General features: G+C 68.3%; 17 protein-coding genes. 9 read left to right on the plus strand and 8 right to left on the minus strand.

Going from position 1 to position 15,629, the window contains the following annotated elements; all coding sequences use genetic code 11:
* Positions 1-165 precede the first annotated feature (165 nt).
* The 3 genes from ACFYRU_RS22235 to ACFYRU_RS22245 all read left to right on the plus strand — a co-directional run bounded on the left by ACFYRU_RS22235 (position 166) and on the right by ACFYRU_RS22245 (position 2,000).
* Positions 166-435 carry a hypothetical protein gene (locus ACFYRU_RS22235; RefSeq protein WP_387661907.1) on the plus strand — a complete coding sequence of 90 codons (270 nt, stop codon included), beginning with the start codon at positions 166-168 and terminating at the stop codon, positions 433-435.
* 6 nt (positions 436-441) lie between these two features.
* Entirely contained in the window at positions 442-1,359 is a 918-nt protein-coding gene (locus ACFYRU_RS22240) for a PrsW family intramembrane metalloprotease (protein WP_387661909.1), read from the plus strand.
* Between the two features lie 191 nt (positions 1,360-1,550).
* Positions 1,551-2,000 carry a DUF1931 family protein gene (locus ACFYRU_RS22245; RefSeq protein ID WP_387661910.1) on the plus strand — a complete coding sequence of 150 codons (450 nt, stop codon included), beginning with the start codon at positions 1,551-1,553 and terminating at the stop codon, positions 1,998-2,000.
* A gap of 21 nt (positions 2,001-2,021) precedes the next feature.
* Here the strand turns inward: ACFYRU_RS22245 and ACFYRU_RS22250 are convergent, their stop codons facing one another.
* The gene (locus tag ACFYRU_RS22250) at positions 2,022-2,381 is read right to left on the minus strand and encodes a hypothetical protein (RefSeq protein ID WP_387661912.1); all 360 of its coding nucleotides are present in this window, start codon (positions 2,379-2,381) and stop codon (positions 2,022-2,024) included.
* 331 nt (positions 2,382-2,712) lie between these two features.
* Here ACFYRU_RS22250 and ACFYRU_RS22255 point away from each other — a divergent pair, with 331 nt between their 5' ends.
* Both ACFYRU_RS22255 and ACFYRU_RS22260 read left to right on the plus strand, forming a co-directional pair.
* Complete coding sequence (locus ACFYRU_RS22255) at positions 2,713-3,072, plus strand: hypothetical protein (protein ID WP_387661914.1); 360 nt, start codon at positions 2,713-2,715, stop codon at positions 3,070-3,072.
* Between the two features lie 314 nt (positions 3,073-3,386).
* The gene (locus ACFYRU_RS22260) at positions 3,387-3,635 is read left to right on the plus strand and encodes a cation transporter dimerization domain-containing protein (RefSeq protein ID WP_387662928.1); all 249 of its coding nucleotides are present in this window, start codon (positions 3,387-3,389) and stop codon (positions 3,633-3,635) included.
* A gap of 81 nt (positions 3,636-3,716) precedes the next feature.
* Here ACFYRU_RS22260 and ACFYRU_RS22265 read toward each other — a convergent pair whose 3' ends face one another.
* From ACFYRU_RS22265 to ACFYRU_RS22275, 3 genes are all read right to left on the minus strand, one after another.
* The gene (locus tag ACFYRU_RS22265) at positions 3,717-4,580 is read right to left on the minus strand and encodes an alpha/beta hydrolase (protein ID WP_387661916.1); all 864 of its coding nucleotides are present in this window, start codon (positions 4,578-4,580) and stop codon (positions 3,717-3,719) included.
* A gap of 74 nt (positions 4,581-4,654) precedes the next feature.
* Positions 4,655-4,786, minus strand: coding sequence for a hypothetical protein (locus tag ACFYRU_RS22270; RefSeq protein ID WP_387661918.1), 132 nt, complete (start codon positions 4,784-4,786; stop codon positions 4,655-4,657).
* Between the two features lie 934 nt (positions 4,787-5,720).
* Positions 5,721-7,088 carry an acyl-CoA dehydrogenase family protein gene (locus tag ACFYRU_RS22275; RefSeq protein WP_387661920.1) on the minus strand — a complete coding sequence of 456 codons (1,368 nt, stop codon included), beginning with the start codon at positions 7,086-7,088 and terminating at the stop codon, positions 5,721-5,723.
* Between the two features lie 84 nt (positions 7,089-7,172).
* Here ACFYRU_RS22275 and ACFYRU_RS22280 point away from each other — a divergent pair, with 84 nt between their 5' ends.
* From ACFYRU_RS22280 to ACFYRU_RS22295, 4 genes are read left to right on the plus strand one after another with little or no spacing between them, the layout of a single operon-like run.
* Positions 7,173-7,958 carry a TetR/AcrR family transcriptional regulator gene (locus ACFYRU_RS22280; RefSeq protein ID WP_387661921.1) on the plus strand — a complete coding sequence of 262 codons (786 nt, stop codon included), beginning with the start codon at positions 7,173-7,175 and terminating at the stop codon, positions 7,956-7,958.
* The gene (locus ACFYRU_RS22285) at positions 7,955-9,232 is read left to right on the plus strand and encodes an acetyl-CoA C-acetyltransferase (protein WP_387661923.1); all 1,278 of its coding nucleotides are present in this window, start codon (positions 7,955-7,957) and stop codon (positions 9,230-9,232) included. The genes ACFYRU_RS22280 and ACFYRU_RS22285 overlap by 4 nt, the downstream gene beginning before the upstream one ends.
* Positions 9,233-9,240: 8 nt before the next feature.
* The gene (locus ACFYRU_RS22290) at positions 9,241-10,587 is read left to right on the plus strand and encodes a 3-oxoacyl-ACP reductase (RefSeq protein WP_387661925.1); all 1,347 of its coding nucleotides are present in this window, start codon (positions 9,241-9,243) and stop codon (positions 10,585-10,587) included.
* 1 nt (position 10,588) lies between these two features.
* Positions 10,589-11,446: a MaoC/PaaZ C-terminal domain-containing protein gene (locus ACFYRU_RS22295; protein ID WP_387661927.1), complete on the plus strand. Its 858-nt coding sequence runs from the start codon at positions 10,589-10,591 to the stop codon at positions 11,444-11,446.
* 44 nt (positions 11,447-11,490) lie between these two features.
* Here the strand turns inward: ACFYRU_RS22295 and thrS are convergent, their stop codons facing one another.
* The 4 genes from thrS to ACFYRU_RS22315 all read right to left on the minus strand — a co-directional run bounded on the left by thrS (position 11,491) and on the right by ACFYRU_RS22315 (position 15,555).
* Positions 11,491-12,738 carry a threonine--tRNA ligase gene (thrS, locus tag ACFYRU_RS22300; protein WP_387661929.1) on the minus strand — a complete coding sequence of 416 codons (1,248 nt, stop codon included), beginning with the start codon at positions 12,736-12,738 and terminating at the stop codon, positions 11,491-11,493.
* Between the two features lie 151 nt (positions 12,739-12,889).
* Entirely contained in the window at positions 12,890-13,747 is an 858-nt protein-coding gene (locus tag ACFYRU_RS22305) for a HEAT repeat domain-containing protein (RefSeq protein ID WP_387661930.1), read from the minus strand.
* Positions 13,744-14,589 carry an acyl-CoA thioesterase gene (locus ACFYRU_RS22310; RefSeq protein ID WP_387661932.1) on the minus strand — a complete coding sequence of 282 codons (846 nt, stop codon included), beginning with the start codon at positions 14,587-14,589 and terminating at the stop codon, positions 13,744-13,746. Before ACFYRU_RS22310 ends, ACFYRU_RS22305 begins: the two co-directional genes overlap by 4 nt.
* A gap of 51 nt (positions 14,590-14,640) precedes the next feature.
* Positions 14,641-15,555, minus strand: a complete 915-nt coding sequence (locus ACFYRU_RS22315; RefSeq protein WP_387661934.1) for a proteasome assembly chaperone family protein — start codon at positions 15,553-15,555, stop codon at positions 14,641-14,643.
* Positions 15,556-15,629 lie beyond the last annotated feature (74 nt).

A 15,629-nucleotide genomic window follows, 5' to 3' on the forward strand; every position in this document is an offset into this window, starting at 1 on the left:
TGGAGCATAGGTGCTCGGCTCGATACGTATTGTGATGATCCGCAGACTACCTCATCCCCTGTACCCGACCTCTAACGCCAAGGAGCGGTGGACTACAAGTTTCCGGGATGACGGCACCAGCCTCTCCGACGAGACTCGGCAAATCGCCGAGACTGGAGGCACACCGTGGACCTGCGACTGAAGGCCTGGGAGGTACCGCTGCAGATCGCCGCGGGAGCCTTCATTCTCAACTCCGGCCTGACCAAGCTCCCCACGGACGACACGGCCGCCGAGCAGACGCACGGATACGCCGCAGGTGCCTACCCCGCCCTCCGCCGGCTCGATCCCCGCCGGTTCGTGGGAGCGCTTTCTGCGGGAGAGATCGCACTCGGTACGGCGCTCCTGGTCCCGATCGTCGCCGACGAACTCCGCGAGCGGATGCGCGGGGAGAGCTGAACCGGCATGTCCGCCGTCACAGCCGGCAGATCGGCACATCGCCGCGGCCGCCGTGAGTGGATTCAGATCCTCGGCGGTGGGTTCGCGCTGTGGCTCGCCTGCCTCGTCGTCACGCTGCTGACTTCCAACGCCAACCTCGTACCAACGCTGATCCTGCTCGGCAGCTTTCTCATCCCCGTCACGTTCGTCGCCTGGTCGTTCCAGAGATGGCGGGACGAGCACCTCACGGCCGAACTCATTGTCAGAGCCTTCGTGGTCGGCGGACTGCTGGGAGTGTTGTCGGCAGCCCTGCTTGAGACGTACCTGCTCGAGCCCTCCGCCTGGCTGTTCCTCGGTGTCGGCCTCATCGAAGAGGCCGCCAAGCTCGGCGCGCTCGTCTTCGTCACCCGCCACTTGGCCGTGCGCCATGGCCGGGACGGATTCGTCCTCGGCGCCGCGGTCGGCTTCGGGTTCGCAGCGTTCGAGTCGGCCGGGTACGCGTTCAACGCGCTGCTGACCGTCAAAGGCCTGTCGTTGCCTGCTCTCGTCGAGACCGAGCTGGTCCGCAGCCTCCTGGCGCCGTTCGGGCACGGGCTGTGGACGGCGATCCTCGGCGGAGTCCTGTTCCGGGAAGCCCGCGTCGGCCGGCTCCGCTTCAACGGTGTCGTTCTGCTGATGTATCTATGGGTCTCGGTGCTGCACGCATTGTGGGACGACTCCCACAGCATCGCGCTCGCGCTCACCTTCGTACTCACCGGCACGCCGTGGCAGTACCGGCTGCTGTCCGTGGGCTATCTACCCACACCCACCTCCGAGCAGGTGCACCTGTTCACCGTGCTCTCGATGGGCTTCCTGGCTCTGGTGTCGCTGCTGGGCCTGGCGACCCTCTGGGCGACCTGGCGGAGTAACCGGCCTGCGAAGACGCATTCGGCAGTCCTGCCGTGACGTCGCGGGCCGCGATCGTCGAGCCCGCGCCGACCTTGTTCGTCACGCCGGAGCGCTGCCGAAGGTGCGCGCGGCCGTGGTCGAATCCGCGGTACCGGCGAACTGAACCATCGTTGTTCTACACGTTTCCGTGGTGACCCGGACATCTCGTCGCGGCAGCATGGCAAGCACCCGCATCTGGAGGAGACGGAATGGCAGTCATGGCTGTGCCCAGGTTCGAGCGCTTCTTCCGCGCCGCCGCGGGTCTGGACGTCGACAAGGACGACCTCAAGCGCTACAGCGACTTCGTTTACGACAAACTCCACGACCTGCTGGTGATCGGGCAGGGCACCGCCAAGGCGAACAGCCGCGACATTCTCCAACCACGTGACCTGCCCATCACGAAAGGCTTGCAGGAGAGCATCCATGTCTTCCGCGAGATCGACGAGGACGTCGAACTGCAGCCGATCTTGGCGCAGCTGACGAAATATCCCCCGCTCGACGTAACTGTCAGCGAGGAGACCGAATCCCACTTGCCGGAAGTGGTCGGAGGATTGAGCGTCGCACTGGCCCGCACCCTCAAAGTCATCGACCCCGGCATCAAGAACCCACAAACAGCCCACTGGGAAGACGCCTTCCGCATCTTCGGCCTCCTGCTGTAACTCCAGCAGCGACCGCCATCCTCAGGACTGTGCGGTCTCCCGAAGGAATCCGTCCGGATCGGTGAATGGCTCGGTGGTGCCGCCGAGGACGATGCGGTGCCAACCGACTCCGCCGGCGGAGACGCCGAGGTCCTTGGCCAGGGCGCCACGCTTGTACAGCGCCAGCTTGGCGCGACCGGACTCGCCCGCCGCGAACTCGGCGGACTTGCCACCGAAGCTCCTCGACACGGTCAGACCCCGCCTCGTGTAGTACTCCTTGCTGGCGAGCTCGTCGATCTCGCGTGTGGCTGGCCCGGTGTTCTTCTTCGGCGACGTCGCGATCTTCCAGATCGCCCCGTCCGGAGCCTGGACGACACCGCAGTACCCCCAGACCGATTTCACCGCGGGCTTCAGTCCACGCCGAACGCAGCGTAGAACCTCCGAGCCACCTCGAGATCGTCCACCTCGAGGGTGACGGACGAGATGTGCGTAAGCGATGCAGTAGAAGCGCTGGTTTCCATGCCCCAAACGCTACGAGCGAGCCCACCCAGCCCGCTGCTCGATTCCTGACGTGATCCGTTCCCGACCCCTCGCAGTCCCCAGTGAGTAACAAACGTGGCCCGACGCCCCTCTATCAAAGTGGGGACGGATTTCTGAGAGGCCAAGACCGCGGCGGATGCACGCGGCCGACGACCGACACGCGAGTCTGGGGCCAAGCAGTAAGGAAACCAAGATGTTGCACGTACTGTCCCGCGGCCTGGTGCTCAGCGGGATGCTCTGCCTACCACTGACCAACTGCGGCTCCACGAACGATCCACCGGCGGCTACGCCCCCAGACGAGAAGGCCGCAATCGCCCTGCTCGCCGAAGCCTGCCAAGCAATGATCGTCGACAACCACCGATGGGAAGCCAACGACAAAGCCGAACACCTCGCCCGCCAGGCCGCCGCCCAGAACCCCGCCGCCGACGGCTTCGCCGACATGATCGCCCAACTCAACACCGAAGCCCACCACCCCACCGACCAGATCCACTACCACCAACTCCGCAACGCCCTGACCAACGCCTGCACAACCGTAGAAGCCCCCCTCCCCTGAGCCCACATCCAAACTCACCGCGGCACCTCGTCAGCCATCCACCCGGCGCGAACCCCAGGCAAGTCTGTTCCTGCAGCGCGTGGCTGAACCCAAGGCGATTCGCTCCACCGGCCAAAACGACCGTCGCCACAGGCTGCTCGCTCACGCACGCCAGCCGCCCCGCCGCCAACCCGCATCGCTTCTGCCGACTGCCGGCCCATCGGTCTGCTGATCACGGTCGCGATCCTGTTCGTACTGCGCGACGAAGCCCGCGAGGTGTACCGCCGTCTGATGGACGCCGTTGAACCCCGCGCTGCCATCTGGTCGAAGCCGTCATCCGCTCCACCCCAGGCGTCGTCGAGGTCACCGGTGTCCAGCTCCGCTGGGTCGGCCAGGCACTCCGCGCCGAGGCCCGGGTCGCCGGCGACTCCACCCTCTCCCTCGTCGACGCCCACCACCTCAGCCACCAGGTCGAGCACGACCTCCTCCACGGCGTACGACGCCTCACCACCGCCACCATCCACGCCGAGCCCGTCCCCCACGACGCCACCGCAGCTCACGCCCTCGTCAGCCACCACCGCTGACTCACGTCAGCTGAGGCAACCGCTCCGCCGCCGCGACTGCTGCGGCGGCGGCGCCTGTTGTCGGGTGGCCAACGCTCTCACTCAGGCGGGACGTTGGAGGAGGGATGCGAGGGCCTTGCCAACGACCGCGGTCACCGCGCGCGGATGCGAGACCAGCGTCACGTGCGATCCGCCGTGGAAGATCGTGATGTCGGAATGGGCCCGGTGCGACATCGCGAGCAAGGACTCCGGCGTGATGATCTGATCTCCGGTGGAGATGAAGGACCAGGACGGCAGCGTCTTCCAGCCGGCGTGAGCGGTCGGCGCGTTGAGCGCCACGGTCGATGCCACTGACTGCGTCGCCCATTGCTCCAGCGCCTGCGGCCGTGGCAGGTCGTTCGCGAAGTAGTTCAGGTAGGTGCCCTGCTGAAGGATGATGCCTGACGTCCCAGGGATCTGCTCGAAGAGATCGGCGGGCGGGTGCGTGGCAAGGGCCGACGTCGCTCCGCCCAGGGCGCTGATGGGTTCCCCGACCTCGGGTTCGTAGGCGTCGACGTAGACCAGTCCGACAACGTTGCTCACCTCGGCGACGGCGTTCGAGATGACCGCGCCGCCGTACGAGTGTCCGACCAGCAGCACCGGCCCTGGAACGGTACGCACGAAGTTGGCGACTGCCGTCGCGTCGGCGGCGAGATCCTGCACGTGTACGTCGACGGCGCGGACCTTGCATCCGTCGCGCTGCAACTGGCTGACCTCCCCCGCCCAGCTCGAGTTGTCGGCCCACGCTCCGTGGACGAACACGACGGTGATCGGAGCGCGGCCGGGAGCGCTGCAGCGGATCGGCTGTGCGTTGCCGGCCGCGGACGCTGTCGTGTTCTGCGCGTAGCCGGCAACCGGCGCGACCAGACCACTACTCACCAGACAAGCGGCGGCGAGGAGCGCCGAGGTCTTGAAGATTCTGCGCATGATGTTCTCCTTGTCCAGGCAGGTAGGTCTGCAAGGCGCCTTGTTCCAGCAGCTGGAGCGTCACCCCATGACGATCACTCCGACACGCCAGGGGTCACGCGGACCTTGATGTTCTTCACCAGCGGCTGGTCGCCTTCCGCACCGACAAGCGCCGCCTCCCAGCCGACCGCCGGGTGGTGGTAGTCCTGCTGCGACCAGTCAGGCATCAGCGGCGACCAACTCGACCTGGATGTTGTCGATCGGTTCACTCATCGGGCTGACCCCTCTTGGGCGATTCGGCAAGTCCGACGCTAGGAGACGCGACTTGACGAATAGTGAATTCCCGATCCGATCGATCTCCACTGGCTGTCAACAGCGGTGCGGACACTCTCCGCCGCCTGCGACGCCCGCCTCTTCGTACGCCACACAGTTCCTCGACGCCCTCGGCTGGTAGCGTCACCGTCGCCGGCCGGGGGTCGTGAGCGTGACGGGGTCTTCGTCAGCGATCCAGTCGCCGGTGGCGAGTCGGTGGAGCCTGTGGGTCCGGTCGAACGTCAGCCAGCGGGACAGCTTTGGGTGTGGTGCCCGCAGCGGGAGGCGAGGTCGAGGAAGAACGCGCGGTCGAAGGGGCCGCCGCGATCGCCTTGAGTCCCGATGGCCAGGAGCCGTCGGGCAGGCGCTCGCTGACGAGCCAGTCGTAGGCGCGTTCCGCCCGGTCGTCGAAGCTAGCCACCGTAGACGCCAGATTCACATTGAGCACATTCTGCGGAACCGAAACCGCCGGCCCAAGCCCACTGATCCCACGCACATCCGCAGCCGGCACCCGCCCCACGACCGCCCAACGCAAGGGCATCCACAAACCGCCGCCGGGCCTCGGAACACACCACGTCGAACGGAGCGCCTGCCCTAGCACGGCCAGGTTCAGCAGTCCTCCGATGGGCACCCGTGTCTGTGGCCGAGACCCCGGCGGTTCGCTTCGGTAGGTCGGGTGGCCGTGGGTACGGGGCGGTCGCTCGCGGGCGGTAGCCCGCAACTCGCCGGCGCTAGCCGGCAGGTCCGGCGCCAAGCCGGGGGTGGGTGGGTAGCGCGCGTAGCAGGTGCGGGAGGGAGCGGAGCGACCGGAGCACCTGCGTAGCACGCGGGGGTCTACTACATCCCCTCTTACCTGATGCGCATGCCGGAGATCGCGCGGGCGATTACCAAGCGCTGAATCTCGGAGGTGCCTTCGAAGATGGTGTAGATCTTGGCGTCTCGGTGCATGCGTTCTACTGGATATTCGCGGGTGTAGCCGTTGCCGCCGAGGATTTGGATGGCTTCTTCGGTGACCTTGACGGCTACTTCGCCGGCTTTCAGTTTGGCCATGGAGCCTTCGCCGTGGCGGTAGTCGGGGGTTTCGCCGCGCATCAAGGCTGCGGACATGTTGGCGGCTCGCCAGACGAGGAGGCGGGCGGCGTCGATTTCCATGGCCATGTCGGCGAGTTTGAAGGCGATGCCCTGGTTGTCGATGATCGGGCGGCCGAATTGTTCGCGGGTTTTGGCGTAGTCGAGGGCTACTTCGTAGGCGGCGCGGGCGATGCCGATGGCTTGGGCGCCGACGATGTGCCGGGTCATTTCGAAGGTGGCCATCGAGGCGTTCCGGCCGGCCGGGGCGGCGGCGGACGGAGCGGCGGCGCGGGCGCCAGCGTCCCGAGCGGCGGCCTCCCGAGCGGCGGATTCGCGGGCGCGGATCAGGCGTTCGTCCAGTTTTTCTTTGCCGCCGAGGACGTTGGCGGCGGGGATGCGGACGTTGTCGAAGAAGACGTCGGCGGTGTGCGAGGCGCGTAGGCCGTGCTTGCGCAGCTTGGTGCCCTGTTCGAGGCCGCGGACCTCGGACTTGGGTACGACGAACGCCGCCTGGCCCTTCGTACCGAGCGACGGGTCGACCGTCGCGACCACGACGTGGACGTCCGCGATGCCGCCGTTGGTGGCCCACGCCTTCTGGCCGTTGATGACCCACTCAGAAGTACGCTCATCAAACACGGCCCGCGTACGGATGGCCGAGACGTCGGACCCCGCGCCCGGCTCGGAGGAGCAGAAGGCGGCGACGCGTACGTCGTCGGGGGTGCCGTAGCAGCGGGGCATCCACTGGCTCCACTGTTCCGGCGTACCGTTCGAGAAGATCGCCGACGACGCGAGGCCGGTGCCCTTGAGCGACATCGCGATGCCGGCGTCGCCCCAGAAGAGTTCCTCGTGGACGAGCGGCATCAGCAGGCCGCTCGGGTCGACGAACAGGTTGATGTTCATGTCGAGGCCGTAGATGCCGACCTTCGCCGCTTCCTGGATGATCGGCCAGGGCGTCTGCTCGCGCTCGTCCCACTCGGCGGCGGCCGGGCGGATGACGTCGGCGGCGAACGTGTGCGCCCAGTCGCGGATCTCGCGCTGGTCGTCGTTGATCGCCAGCGAGAAGGTGCTCCAGTCCGGTTTCGAGCGCTCGGCACCGAGTTCGCCGGCCAGCGTCATCACGTCTGCGGACACAACAGGGTCGCTCATCAGGTCCTCACAAAAGCGGAGATGTTACCGATGAGTGTAACTGTCGTTTGCACCAAGGGGTACCACTGTGGCTAAGATCGATCCATGAGCTCCGCGCTGCTCGCGATCGGACGCCGCCGGACCACGGCGGAGCGTCGTCGCGACCGGGAGCGGGACATCATCCGCGCCACCCGGGAGATCTTCGACGAGCGCGGCACGATCGACGCCCAGATCGACGATATCGCCAAGCGGGTCGGGATCAACAAGGCGCTGATCTACCGGCACTTCGCCGGCAAGGAAGAGCTGTTCGCGCTCACACTGGTCGACTACCTCCAGGAGCTCGACGAACTGCTGCAACAGAAGGACAGTCCGAGAAGGGCCCCGCTCAACCGGCTCAAGTCGCTCAGTGAGACGTTCGTCGACTTCTGCCTCGGCTACCCGGCGTTCACCGACTGCGCGATGAGCCTGCTGCGCAGGACCGGCGACGAACTGTTCGGCGAGATCACCGAGCCGGTGATGGTCAAACTCGGTACGGCGATGGCCGCGCCGCTCGACCGGATCGCCGTCGTACTGAAGGCCGGCCAGCGGACCGGCGTGTTCGACGAGGTGGACACCGCCTACCTGGCCAACCACCTGTACACGCAGACCCTCGGGTCGTTGCACATGGCAAGGGTCGGGTTGATCGTGTCGAGCGGGCAGCCAGGGCACCCGGTGGTGCATCATGCCGATGTCGGTACGGTCCGCGAGACCGCGATCACCGCCACCCTCGCGACCGCCGTGGGACGCAAGGCCCTGTTCCCAGCCAAAGCAGTAGCGAAGTCAGCAGGCACCTCCGTGAGGCCGACCAAGAAATCCACCACCCGCTCCGCTAGAGCAGGAGAGACATCGTGACCGAACCGCGCAAGGTGGCCGTGGTCGCCGGGAACCGGATCCCGTTCGCCCGGCAGGACAAGACCTACCGGCACGCCTCCAACTCCGACATGCTCACCGCCGCGCTGAACGGTCTCGTCGACCGTACCGGCCTCGGCGGGCAGGAGGTCGGCGAGGTCGTCGCCGGCGCGGTCCTCAAGCACGCCCGGGACTGGAACATGGTTCGCGAGGTGGTGCTCGGCTCGAAGCTCGCGCCGACCACGCCCGCGTACGACATCCAGCAGGCCTGCGGCACCGGGCTGGAGGCGGCGATCCTGGTCGGCAACAAGATCGCGCTCGGCCAGATCGAGGCGGGCATCGCCGGCGGCGTGGACACCGCGTCCGACGCCCCGCTGAGCGTCAACGACCACCTGCGCAACGTCCTCCTCGACCTGAACCGCGCGAAGACGTACGGGGACCGTCTGAAGGTACTGGCCCGCGTCCGCCCGAAGGATGTCGTACCGGAGATCCCGCGCAACGCCGAGCCGCGGACCGGGAAGTCGATGGGCGACCACGCCGCGCTGACCGCGCTGGAGTGGGGCATCACCCGCGAGGCGCAGGACGAGCTGGCGTACCGCTCCCACATCAACCTGGCGAAGGCGTACGACCGGGGCTTCCAGCAGGACCTGATCACGCCGTACCTCGGGCTCGAGAAGGACCAGAACCTGCGGCCCGACACCACGCTCGAGAAGCTGGCGAAACTGAAACCGGTCTTCGGCAAGGGCGAGACCGCGACGATGACGGCCGGCAACTCCACCCCGCTCACCGACGGTGCTTCGACCGTACTGCTCAGCACTGACGAGTGGGCAGCCGAGCACGGGCTGCGGCCGCTCGCGTACCTCACCCACTCGCAGACGGCCGCGGTCGACTACGTCAAGGGAGCCGAGGGACTGCTGATGGCTCCGGCCTATGCGGTGCCGAGAATGCTGCAAAGGGCAGGTTTGACGCTGCAGGACTTCGACTACTACGAGATCCACGAGGCGTTCGCGTCCCAGGTGCTGGCCACGCTGAAGGCATGGGAGGATCCGATCTTCTGCAAGGAACGGCTCGGCCTGGACGCCCCGCTCGGCGAGGTCGACCGGGACAAGCTGAACGTGAACGGCAGCTCGCTGGCCGCGGGGCACCCGTTCGCGGCCACCGGCGGGCGGATCGTCGCCGCGCTGGCGAAGCAACTGGACGAGAACGGCGGCGGCCGCGGGCTGATCTCGATCTGCGCCGCGGGTGGCCAGGGTGTCGTCGCCATCCTCGAGAAGTAGGAGCTGAGATGACGGATCGCTACCAGACGTTCACCCGGACGCCGCTCGGCAAGACCCTGGTGAAGAACCTGGGTCTGCCCGACCCGATGCCGCTGCCGCGCTGGTACGAGGGCGCCCCCGTGATCGACGGTACGGTCGTCTTCGGGGCGATCGGCGAGACCGACGCCGGCAAGGCGATCCAGGCCCTGCTGCGTGACATCGGCGCCTCGTTCAGTACGGCGACCGAAGGCGTTGCGTCCAGCGAGATCCGCCCGAAGGCGCTGGTCTTCGACGCGACCGGCGCGGCCTCGACGGCGGACCTGAGCAGCCTGCAGCGGTTCTTCTCCCCCGTGATCCGCCAGCTCGCCCCCGCGGGCCGCGTCATCGTCGTCGGCCGGACGCCGGAACTCGCGAGCTCCACCGAGCAGCACGTCGCGCAGCGCGCGCTGGAGGGCTTCACCCGCAGCCTCGGCAAGGAGGTGAAGCGCGGCGCGACGGTCAACCTGGTGTACGTCGCTCCCGACGCGCACGAGCAGCTCGACTCCACGCTGCGCTTCTTCCTCTCCCCCAAGTCCGCGTACGTCGACGGTCAGGTCGCCCGGATCGGTACCGGTCCGCTCGTGAGCAACGACCCGCAGCGCCCGCTGGCCGGTCGTACGGCACTCGTCACCGGCGCGGCCCGTGGCATCGGTGCCGCGATCGCGAACACCCTCGCCCGCGACGGCGCGACCGTGATCGGTGTCGACGTACCGCAGAACGCGGACCCGCTGCGCAAGGTGATCTCCAAGATCGGCGGTACCGAACTCCTCCTCGACGTGACTGCCGTCGACGCGGCGCAGCGGATCGCGGCGCATGCGCAGGAGCAGCACGGCGGCCTCGACATCGTCGTACACAACGCCGGCATCACCCGCGACCGGCGCCTGGTGAACATGCGGACCGACGCCTGGGACGCCGTCCTCGACGTCAACCTCCGCGCCCCGGAGCGGATCACCCAGCACCTGGTCGAGTCCGGGGCGCTGCGCGACGGCGGGTCGATCGTCGGCGTCTCCTCGATGGCCGGGATCGCCGGCAACAACGGCCAGACGAACTACGCGACCTCGAAGGCCGGCGTGATCGGTCTGGTGCAGGCGCTCGCGCCGGTGCTCGCCGAGAAGCAGATCCGGATCAACGCGGTCGCGCCCGGGTTCATCGAGACCGAGATGACCGCGAAGATCCCGTTCACGATCCGCGAGGTCGGCCGCCGGCTGAACTCCTTGCAGCAGGGCGGCCTGCCGATCGACGTGGCGGAAACGATCGCCTGGTTCGCGGATCCGGCGTCCGCGGGCGTGACCGGCAACGTGGTCCGCGTCTGCGGCCAGAGCCTGCTGGGCGCCTGACATGCCCACCCGGCGGTACGACGACTCCCCCGGCCTCGGTTCGCTGTACGCTCGGACCGTCAAGGCCACGCTGCGCCGCGCCGACTACGAGCCGAACGAGGACGGCCTGACCCTCGAGCTGCCGCGGTCCGCGATCAACCAGGACCACCTGACGGCGTACCGCGAGGTCACCGGGTTCCAGGCCGGGCCGGCGCTGCCCCCGACGTACCCGCACGTCCTCGCGTTCCCGCTGCACCTGGACCTGATGTCCGACCCGTCGTTCCCGTACAAGCCGATGGGGATCGTGCACCTATCCAACACGATCACCCAGAAGCAGCCGATCCCGCTGCACGCCGAGCCGTCGATCCGCGTACACAGTACGCCCGAACGCCCGCATCCGAAGGGCACCGTGTTCGACGTGGTCAGCGAGGTATTCGTCGACCACGAACTGGTGTGGAGCGACCTGACCACGCTGCTCAGCCGGTCCGCGGGTACGCCGGACGCGCACGCCGACCTGCTGCCCGATCCGGTGCTGGCCGCGAACGCGTGGTGGGACCTGCGCGGCAACCTCGGCCGCCGGTACGCCGCCGCGTCCGGCGACCGGAACCCGATCCACCTGTTCAAACTCACCGCGCAGGCGTTCGGGTTCCCGCGCCAGATCGCGCACGGTATGTGGGCCAAGGCTGCCGCGCTCGCGTCCGTCCAGCGGGCCGGCGCGCTGCCGGACGCGTTCACGGTCCGCGTGGACTTCCGCAAGCCGTTGCTGCTCCCGTCACGGGTCCAGTTCGGCTACCAGCAGGACGGCAAGACCACCGACTTCGCGCTCTACGACGAATCACACGACGTGACGCACCTGATCGGCCAGCTGCAGGAACGCTGAACCGCCAGGCCATCACAATCGCTCCCCACCCGGGGCGCTCACGCTCACACCGCTTCCACGTCGGCGATTGCGATGGCCTGGGGCTCCGCCTCCCGCCGGATCCGGTCGAGCACCTCGCCGATCGGCGCGGCGTCCCACTTGCTGCCATCGCGTTCACGGACCGCGAGCTCGCTGCCGGAAGCCTCGCGGGGGCCGATGACGGCCTGGTACGGCGCCAGCCGGTTCTCCCGGATCCGCGCGCCGAGGCTGCCCTCGTCGGCGTGCGCGATCTCCACCCGCAGACCACGGTCCGACGCCCGCCGCGCAACGGCAGCCGCGACCTTCTCCTCGTCGTCCGAAATCGGCAGTACGACGACCTGCACCGGAGCGAGCCACGCGGGGAACGCGCCGCCGTGCACCTCGATCAGCTGCGCCATCGCCCGCTCGATACTGCCGACGATCGCCCGGTGCACCATCACCGGCCGATGTTTGTTGCCATCGGCACCGACGTACTCGAGACCGAACGCGGCCGGCTGGTGGAAGTCGATCTGGACGGTCGACAGACTGAACTCACGACCGGCCGAATCCATCATCTGGATATCGATCTTCGGCCCGTAGAAGGCCGCATCCCCCGGCGCCTCCTCGTAGTCGATGCCGGCCGCCTCCAGAACGTCCCGGAGCAGCGAGGCGGCGTGGGCCCAGCTGGCGGCGTCGCCGACGTACTTGCTGGACGGATCACCGAACCGCGCGTCCTCGGCGGGGAGTGCAAGGACGTAGCGGGACGCCGCGATGCCCATGTCGGCGTACGCCTGGTTGATCAGCCGCAACGCCGACGCGGCCTCGGACGCGACCTGGTCGAGGCGGCAGAAGATGTGCGCGTCGTTCAGCTGCATCGCGCGGACCCGGCTCAGTCCGCCGATCGCGCCGGACAATTCGGCCCGGTACTGGCCGCCGAGTTCGGAGATCCGCAACGGGAGCTCGCGGTAGCTGTGCGAGCGGGAACGGTACATCAGCGCGTGGTGCGGGCAGATGCTCGGCCGCAGGACGAGTTCCTCGCCGCCGATGTCCATCGGCGGGTACATGTCGTCGTGGTACTTCGCCCAGTGGCCGGAGATCTCGTACAGCTCCTTCTTGGCCATCACCGGCGAGTACACCTGCTGGTAGCCGGCTCTTCGCTCGACCTCGGCGATGTAGCTCTCGAGCGCACGCCGGACGGCGGCACCGGCCGGCAACCAGTAGGGCAGGCCCGCGCCGATCAGCGGGTCGGAGTCGAACAGGCCGAGTTCGCGGCCGATCTTGCGGTGGTCGTACATGGTGGTCTCCTCATTGAGAGTGGGGCGAGAGACCACCGGGAACGACGAAGCCCCGGGGCACTCGCCCCGGGGCTTCGGTCAGACAGTCAGGTGTCAGCGCGCCGGGACGTACTCCGGCGTCGTCGTGACTACAGCGCGCTGCAACATGCCCTCAAGGTAGCAGACGTTTCCGAATCTGGCTGACCAGGAGGCGGGAGCGGTTCGAATCGGCCGGGAGGTTGTCGACAGCGCGGGTCAGCAGATCGCGGTGCTGATCGATGCGGCCGGGCTGCGCCAGCTGCCACGCGACTTCGAGGCGCACGGCCGGCTCGTCGCTCTCGAGGGCACGAAGCAGTACTGGGTCGGCCGCGGGTCCGGCGGCACCGGCGAGGACGCGGAGTGCCCTTGTCCGGTGCTCCGAGTCCTCCGCCAGTCGGGCGACGACGTCGATCAGACGTGGATCGGTTGCCTGCAGCAACACTCGGTTGGCAGCCCAGAGCGCCTGCTCGCGGACCTCGGCCGACTGCGTGTGCTCCAGCAGGTTCACGACGAGGTCCGGGTCGGCGACGTCGGCCACCACCACGTCCAGCGCACTCAGATGGTTCGCGGCATCAGGTGCCACGGCCGTTTCGCGCAGTACGGCGTACGCGCGCCGCAGCACCGGCTCCTCGTCGAGATCCCAGCCCGCGGCGTTCTTGAAGTGGTCGAGTGCAACGCCGACCGCCATCGGATCGTCGCTGTACAGCAAGGTCAGAAAGGCGTCCCGGTCGAATCCGAACTGCAGTACCTCATGCGCGCCGCGCAACTCGGGGTCCCGCAACTCGCGGCCGATCCAGTGCCGGCTGTGAAAACCGGTGACCGCCCGGCGCACCTCGGAGTGGTCGAGAGCGATGCCCTGGGCAACGATGTTCCGGCTGTGCAGCAAGGTGGTGAACGCCTGCAGGTAGGCGCCGTCGGGATCCGTCAGGTCGGCGAGCGCGCGGTCGAGCTCGGGATCACCCGGCGTACGTCCCTCCCAGTAGAAACTCACTGCGACCCGTCGAGATCGAGCCCGACCGGGCGAATCAGGCCTTCCTGGGCGACGGACGCGATCAGCGTGCCGGTTTCGGTGTAGAGCCGTCCCGTCGCGAAGCCGCGCGCTCCGGAGGCCGAGGGCGACGCCTGGTCGTAGAGGAGCCACTCGTCGGCGCGGAACGGGCGGTGGAACCAGAGGGCGTGGTCGAGCGAGGCCGGCTGGATGCGGCGGTCGCCGATGACGATGCCGTGCGGGAGCAGGCTGGCGCCGAGCAGGGTCAGGTCGCTGGCGTAGGCGAGGACGCAGGCGTGCAGGGCCGGGTCGTCGGGGAGCTTGCCGGCGGCGCGGATCCAGAACTGGCGGCCGGTCACGCCGGCCAGGCGTACGTCGAGCGCTGCCCACTCGCGATCCCAGTCCGCCGCCGCACGACCGGACCGAGCCTCCAGAACGGTCGCGAGCCGCGGCGCCTCCTCCGGCGGTACGACGTCGTCCGGCACCGGGTCCTGGTGGTCCAGCCCGGGCTCCGGGCGCTGGAACGACGCGGACATGTAGAAGATCGGCTTCCCGTGCTGGGACGCCACCACCCGGCGGCTGCTGAACGACCCACCGTCACGCGTCGGCTCCGGACGGTACACGATCGGTACGGACGTGTCGCCGGCGCGCAGGAAGTACCCGTGCAGCGAGTGCACCACCCGCTCGGGATCCACGGTCCGGCTCGCCGCGGCCAGCGCCTGACCGAGCACCTGCCCGCCGAACACCCGCTGCATCGACGTATCGGGCTGACGACCGCGATACACGTCCGCGTCGATCATCTCCAGGTCGAGCAGCTCGACCAGATCCTCCAACGACTCAGGCATGCCTCATCCTGACAGGCTCCCGGCCAGGACGTACGCCCTCCCCGCTGTGACTTATTCGTTGTCCTCGCGGTTGAGTTCGGCGAGGAACTGTTCCACCTCGGCGCCGAGTTCGTCGGCGGACGGGGTGGAGTCGGCGAGCAGGCTCTTGCGGCTGAGCGAACCCTCGGCGGCGTCGTACTGGGTTTCGAGGGCCTTCACGACGGCGCTGGCGTCCTCGGAGGCCTCGACCTGCTCGTCGACCAGCCGGCCGGTGACGGCGGCCTCGTCGAGCAGGGCCTTGCTAGGGAGGAGCAGACCGGTCGCCGCGGAGATCGCATGTACGAGCGCCAGTGCCGCGCCCGGGAAGCGGTTCTCGGCGAGGTAGTGCGGGACGTGCACGGCGAAGCCCATCGCGTCCTTGCCGGCCTCGCCCAGGCGGACCTGCAGCATCGTCGCGGCGCTCGCGGGCAGCACCATCTCGCCGTCCCAGATGTTCGACCGGGTGACCAGCTCGGGCCGGGTCGCGTGTGCGGTCAGACCGAGCGGACGGGTGTGCGGCACGCCCATCGGGATGCCGTGCACGCCGACCGTCAGAGTCACGTTGTAGAGGTCGATCAGCTGCCGGACGGCACCGGCGAACCGGTCCCAGTGGTTGTCCGGCTCAGCGCCCTCGAGGAGCAGGAACTCGACCCCCGCGTCGTCGGTCAGCAGGTGCAGCGACAGGTGCGGCGGGGTGTAGTCGGTGAACCGGTCCTCGGCGAACGTCACCTCGGGCCGGCGGGCCCGGTAGTCGTGCAGCAGGTCGACGTCGAACCGCGCCAGCAACCGGTGGTCGAGCACCTCGAGCAGGTGGTCGGCGGTCACGCGCCCTGCCTGGCCGGCGTCCATGAACCCGTCCATCGAGTGCACCATGACCTTCGGCGTCGCCGCCGGGCCGGTCGCCACCGACTCGTCGACGATCTCGTAGAGGTCGTCCGGTCGCAGCATCGTCGTCTCCTTCGCAGTTGCCAGCCGTTCCATTGTCTCCAACGCCGGGGCCGCGCGGACAAATTCCGGTCCCC

This window comes from Kribbella sp. NPDC004536, assembly GCF_042873835.1.
Taxonomy (GTDB): domain Bacteria; phylum Actinomycetota; class Actinomycetes; order Propionibacteriales; family Kribbellaceae; genus Kribbella.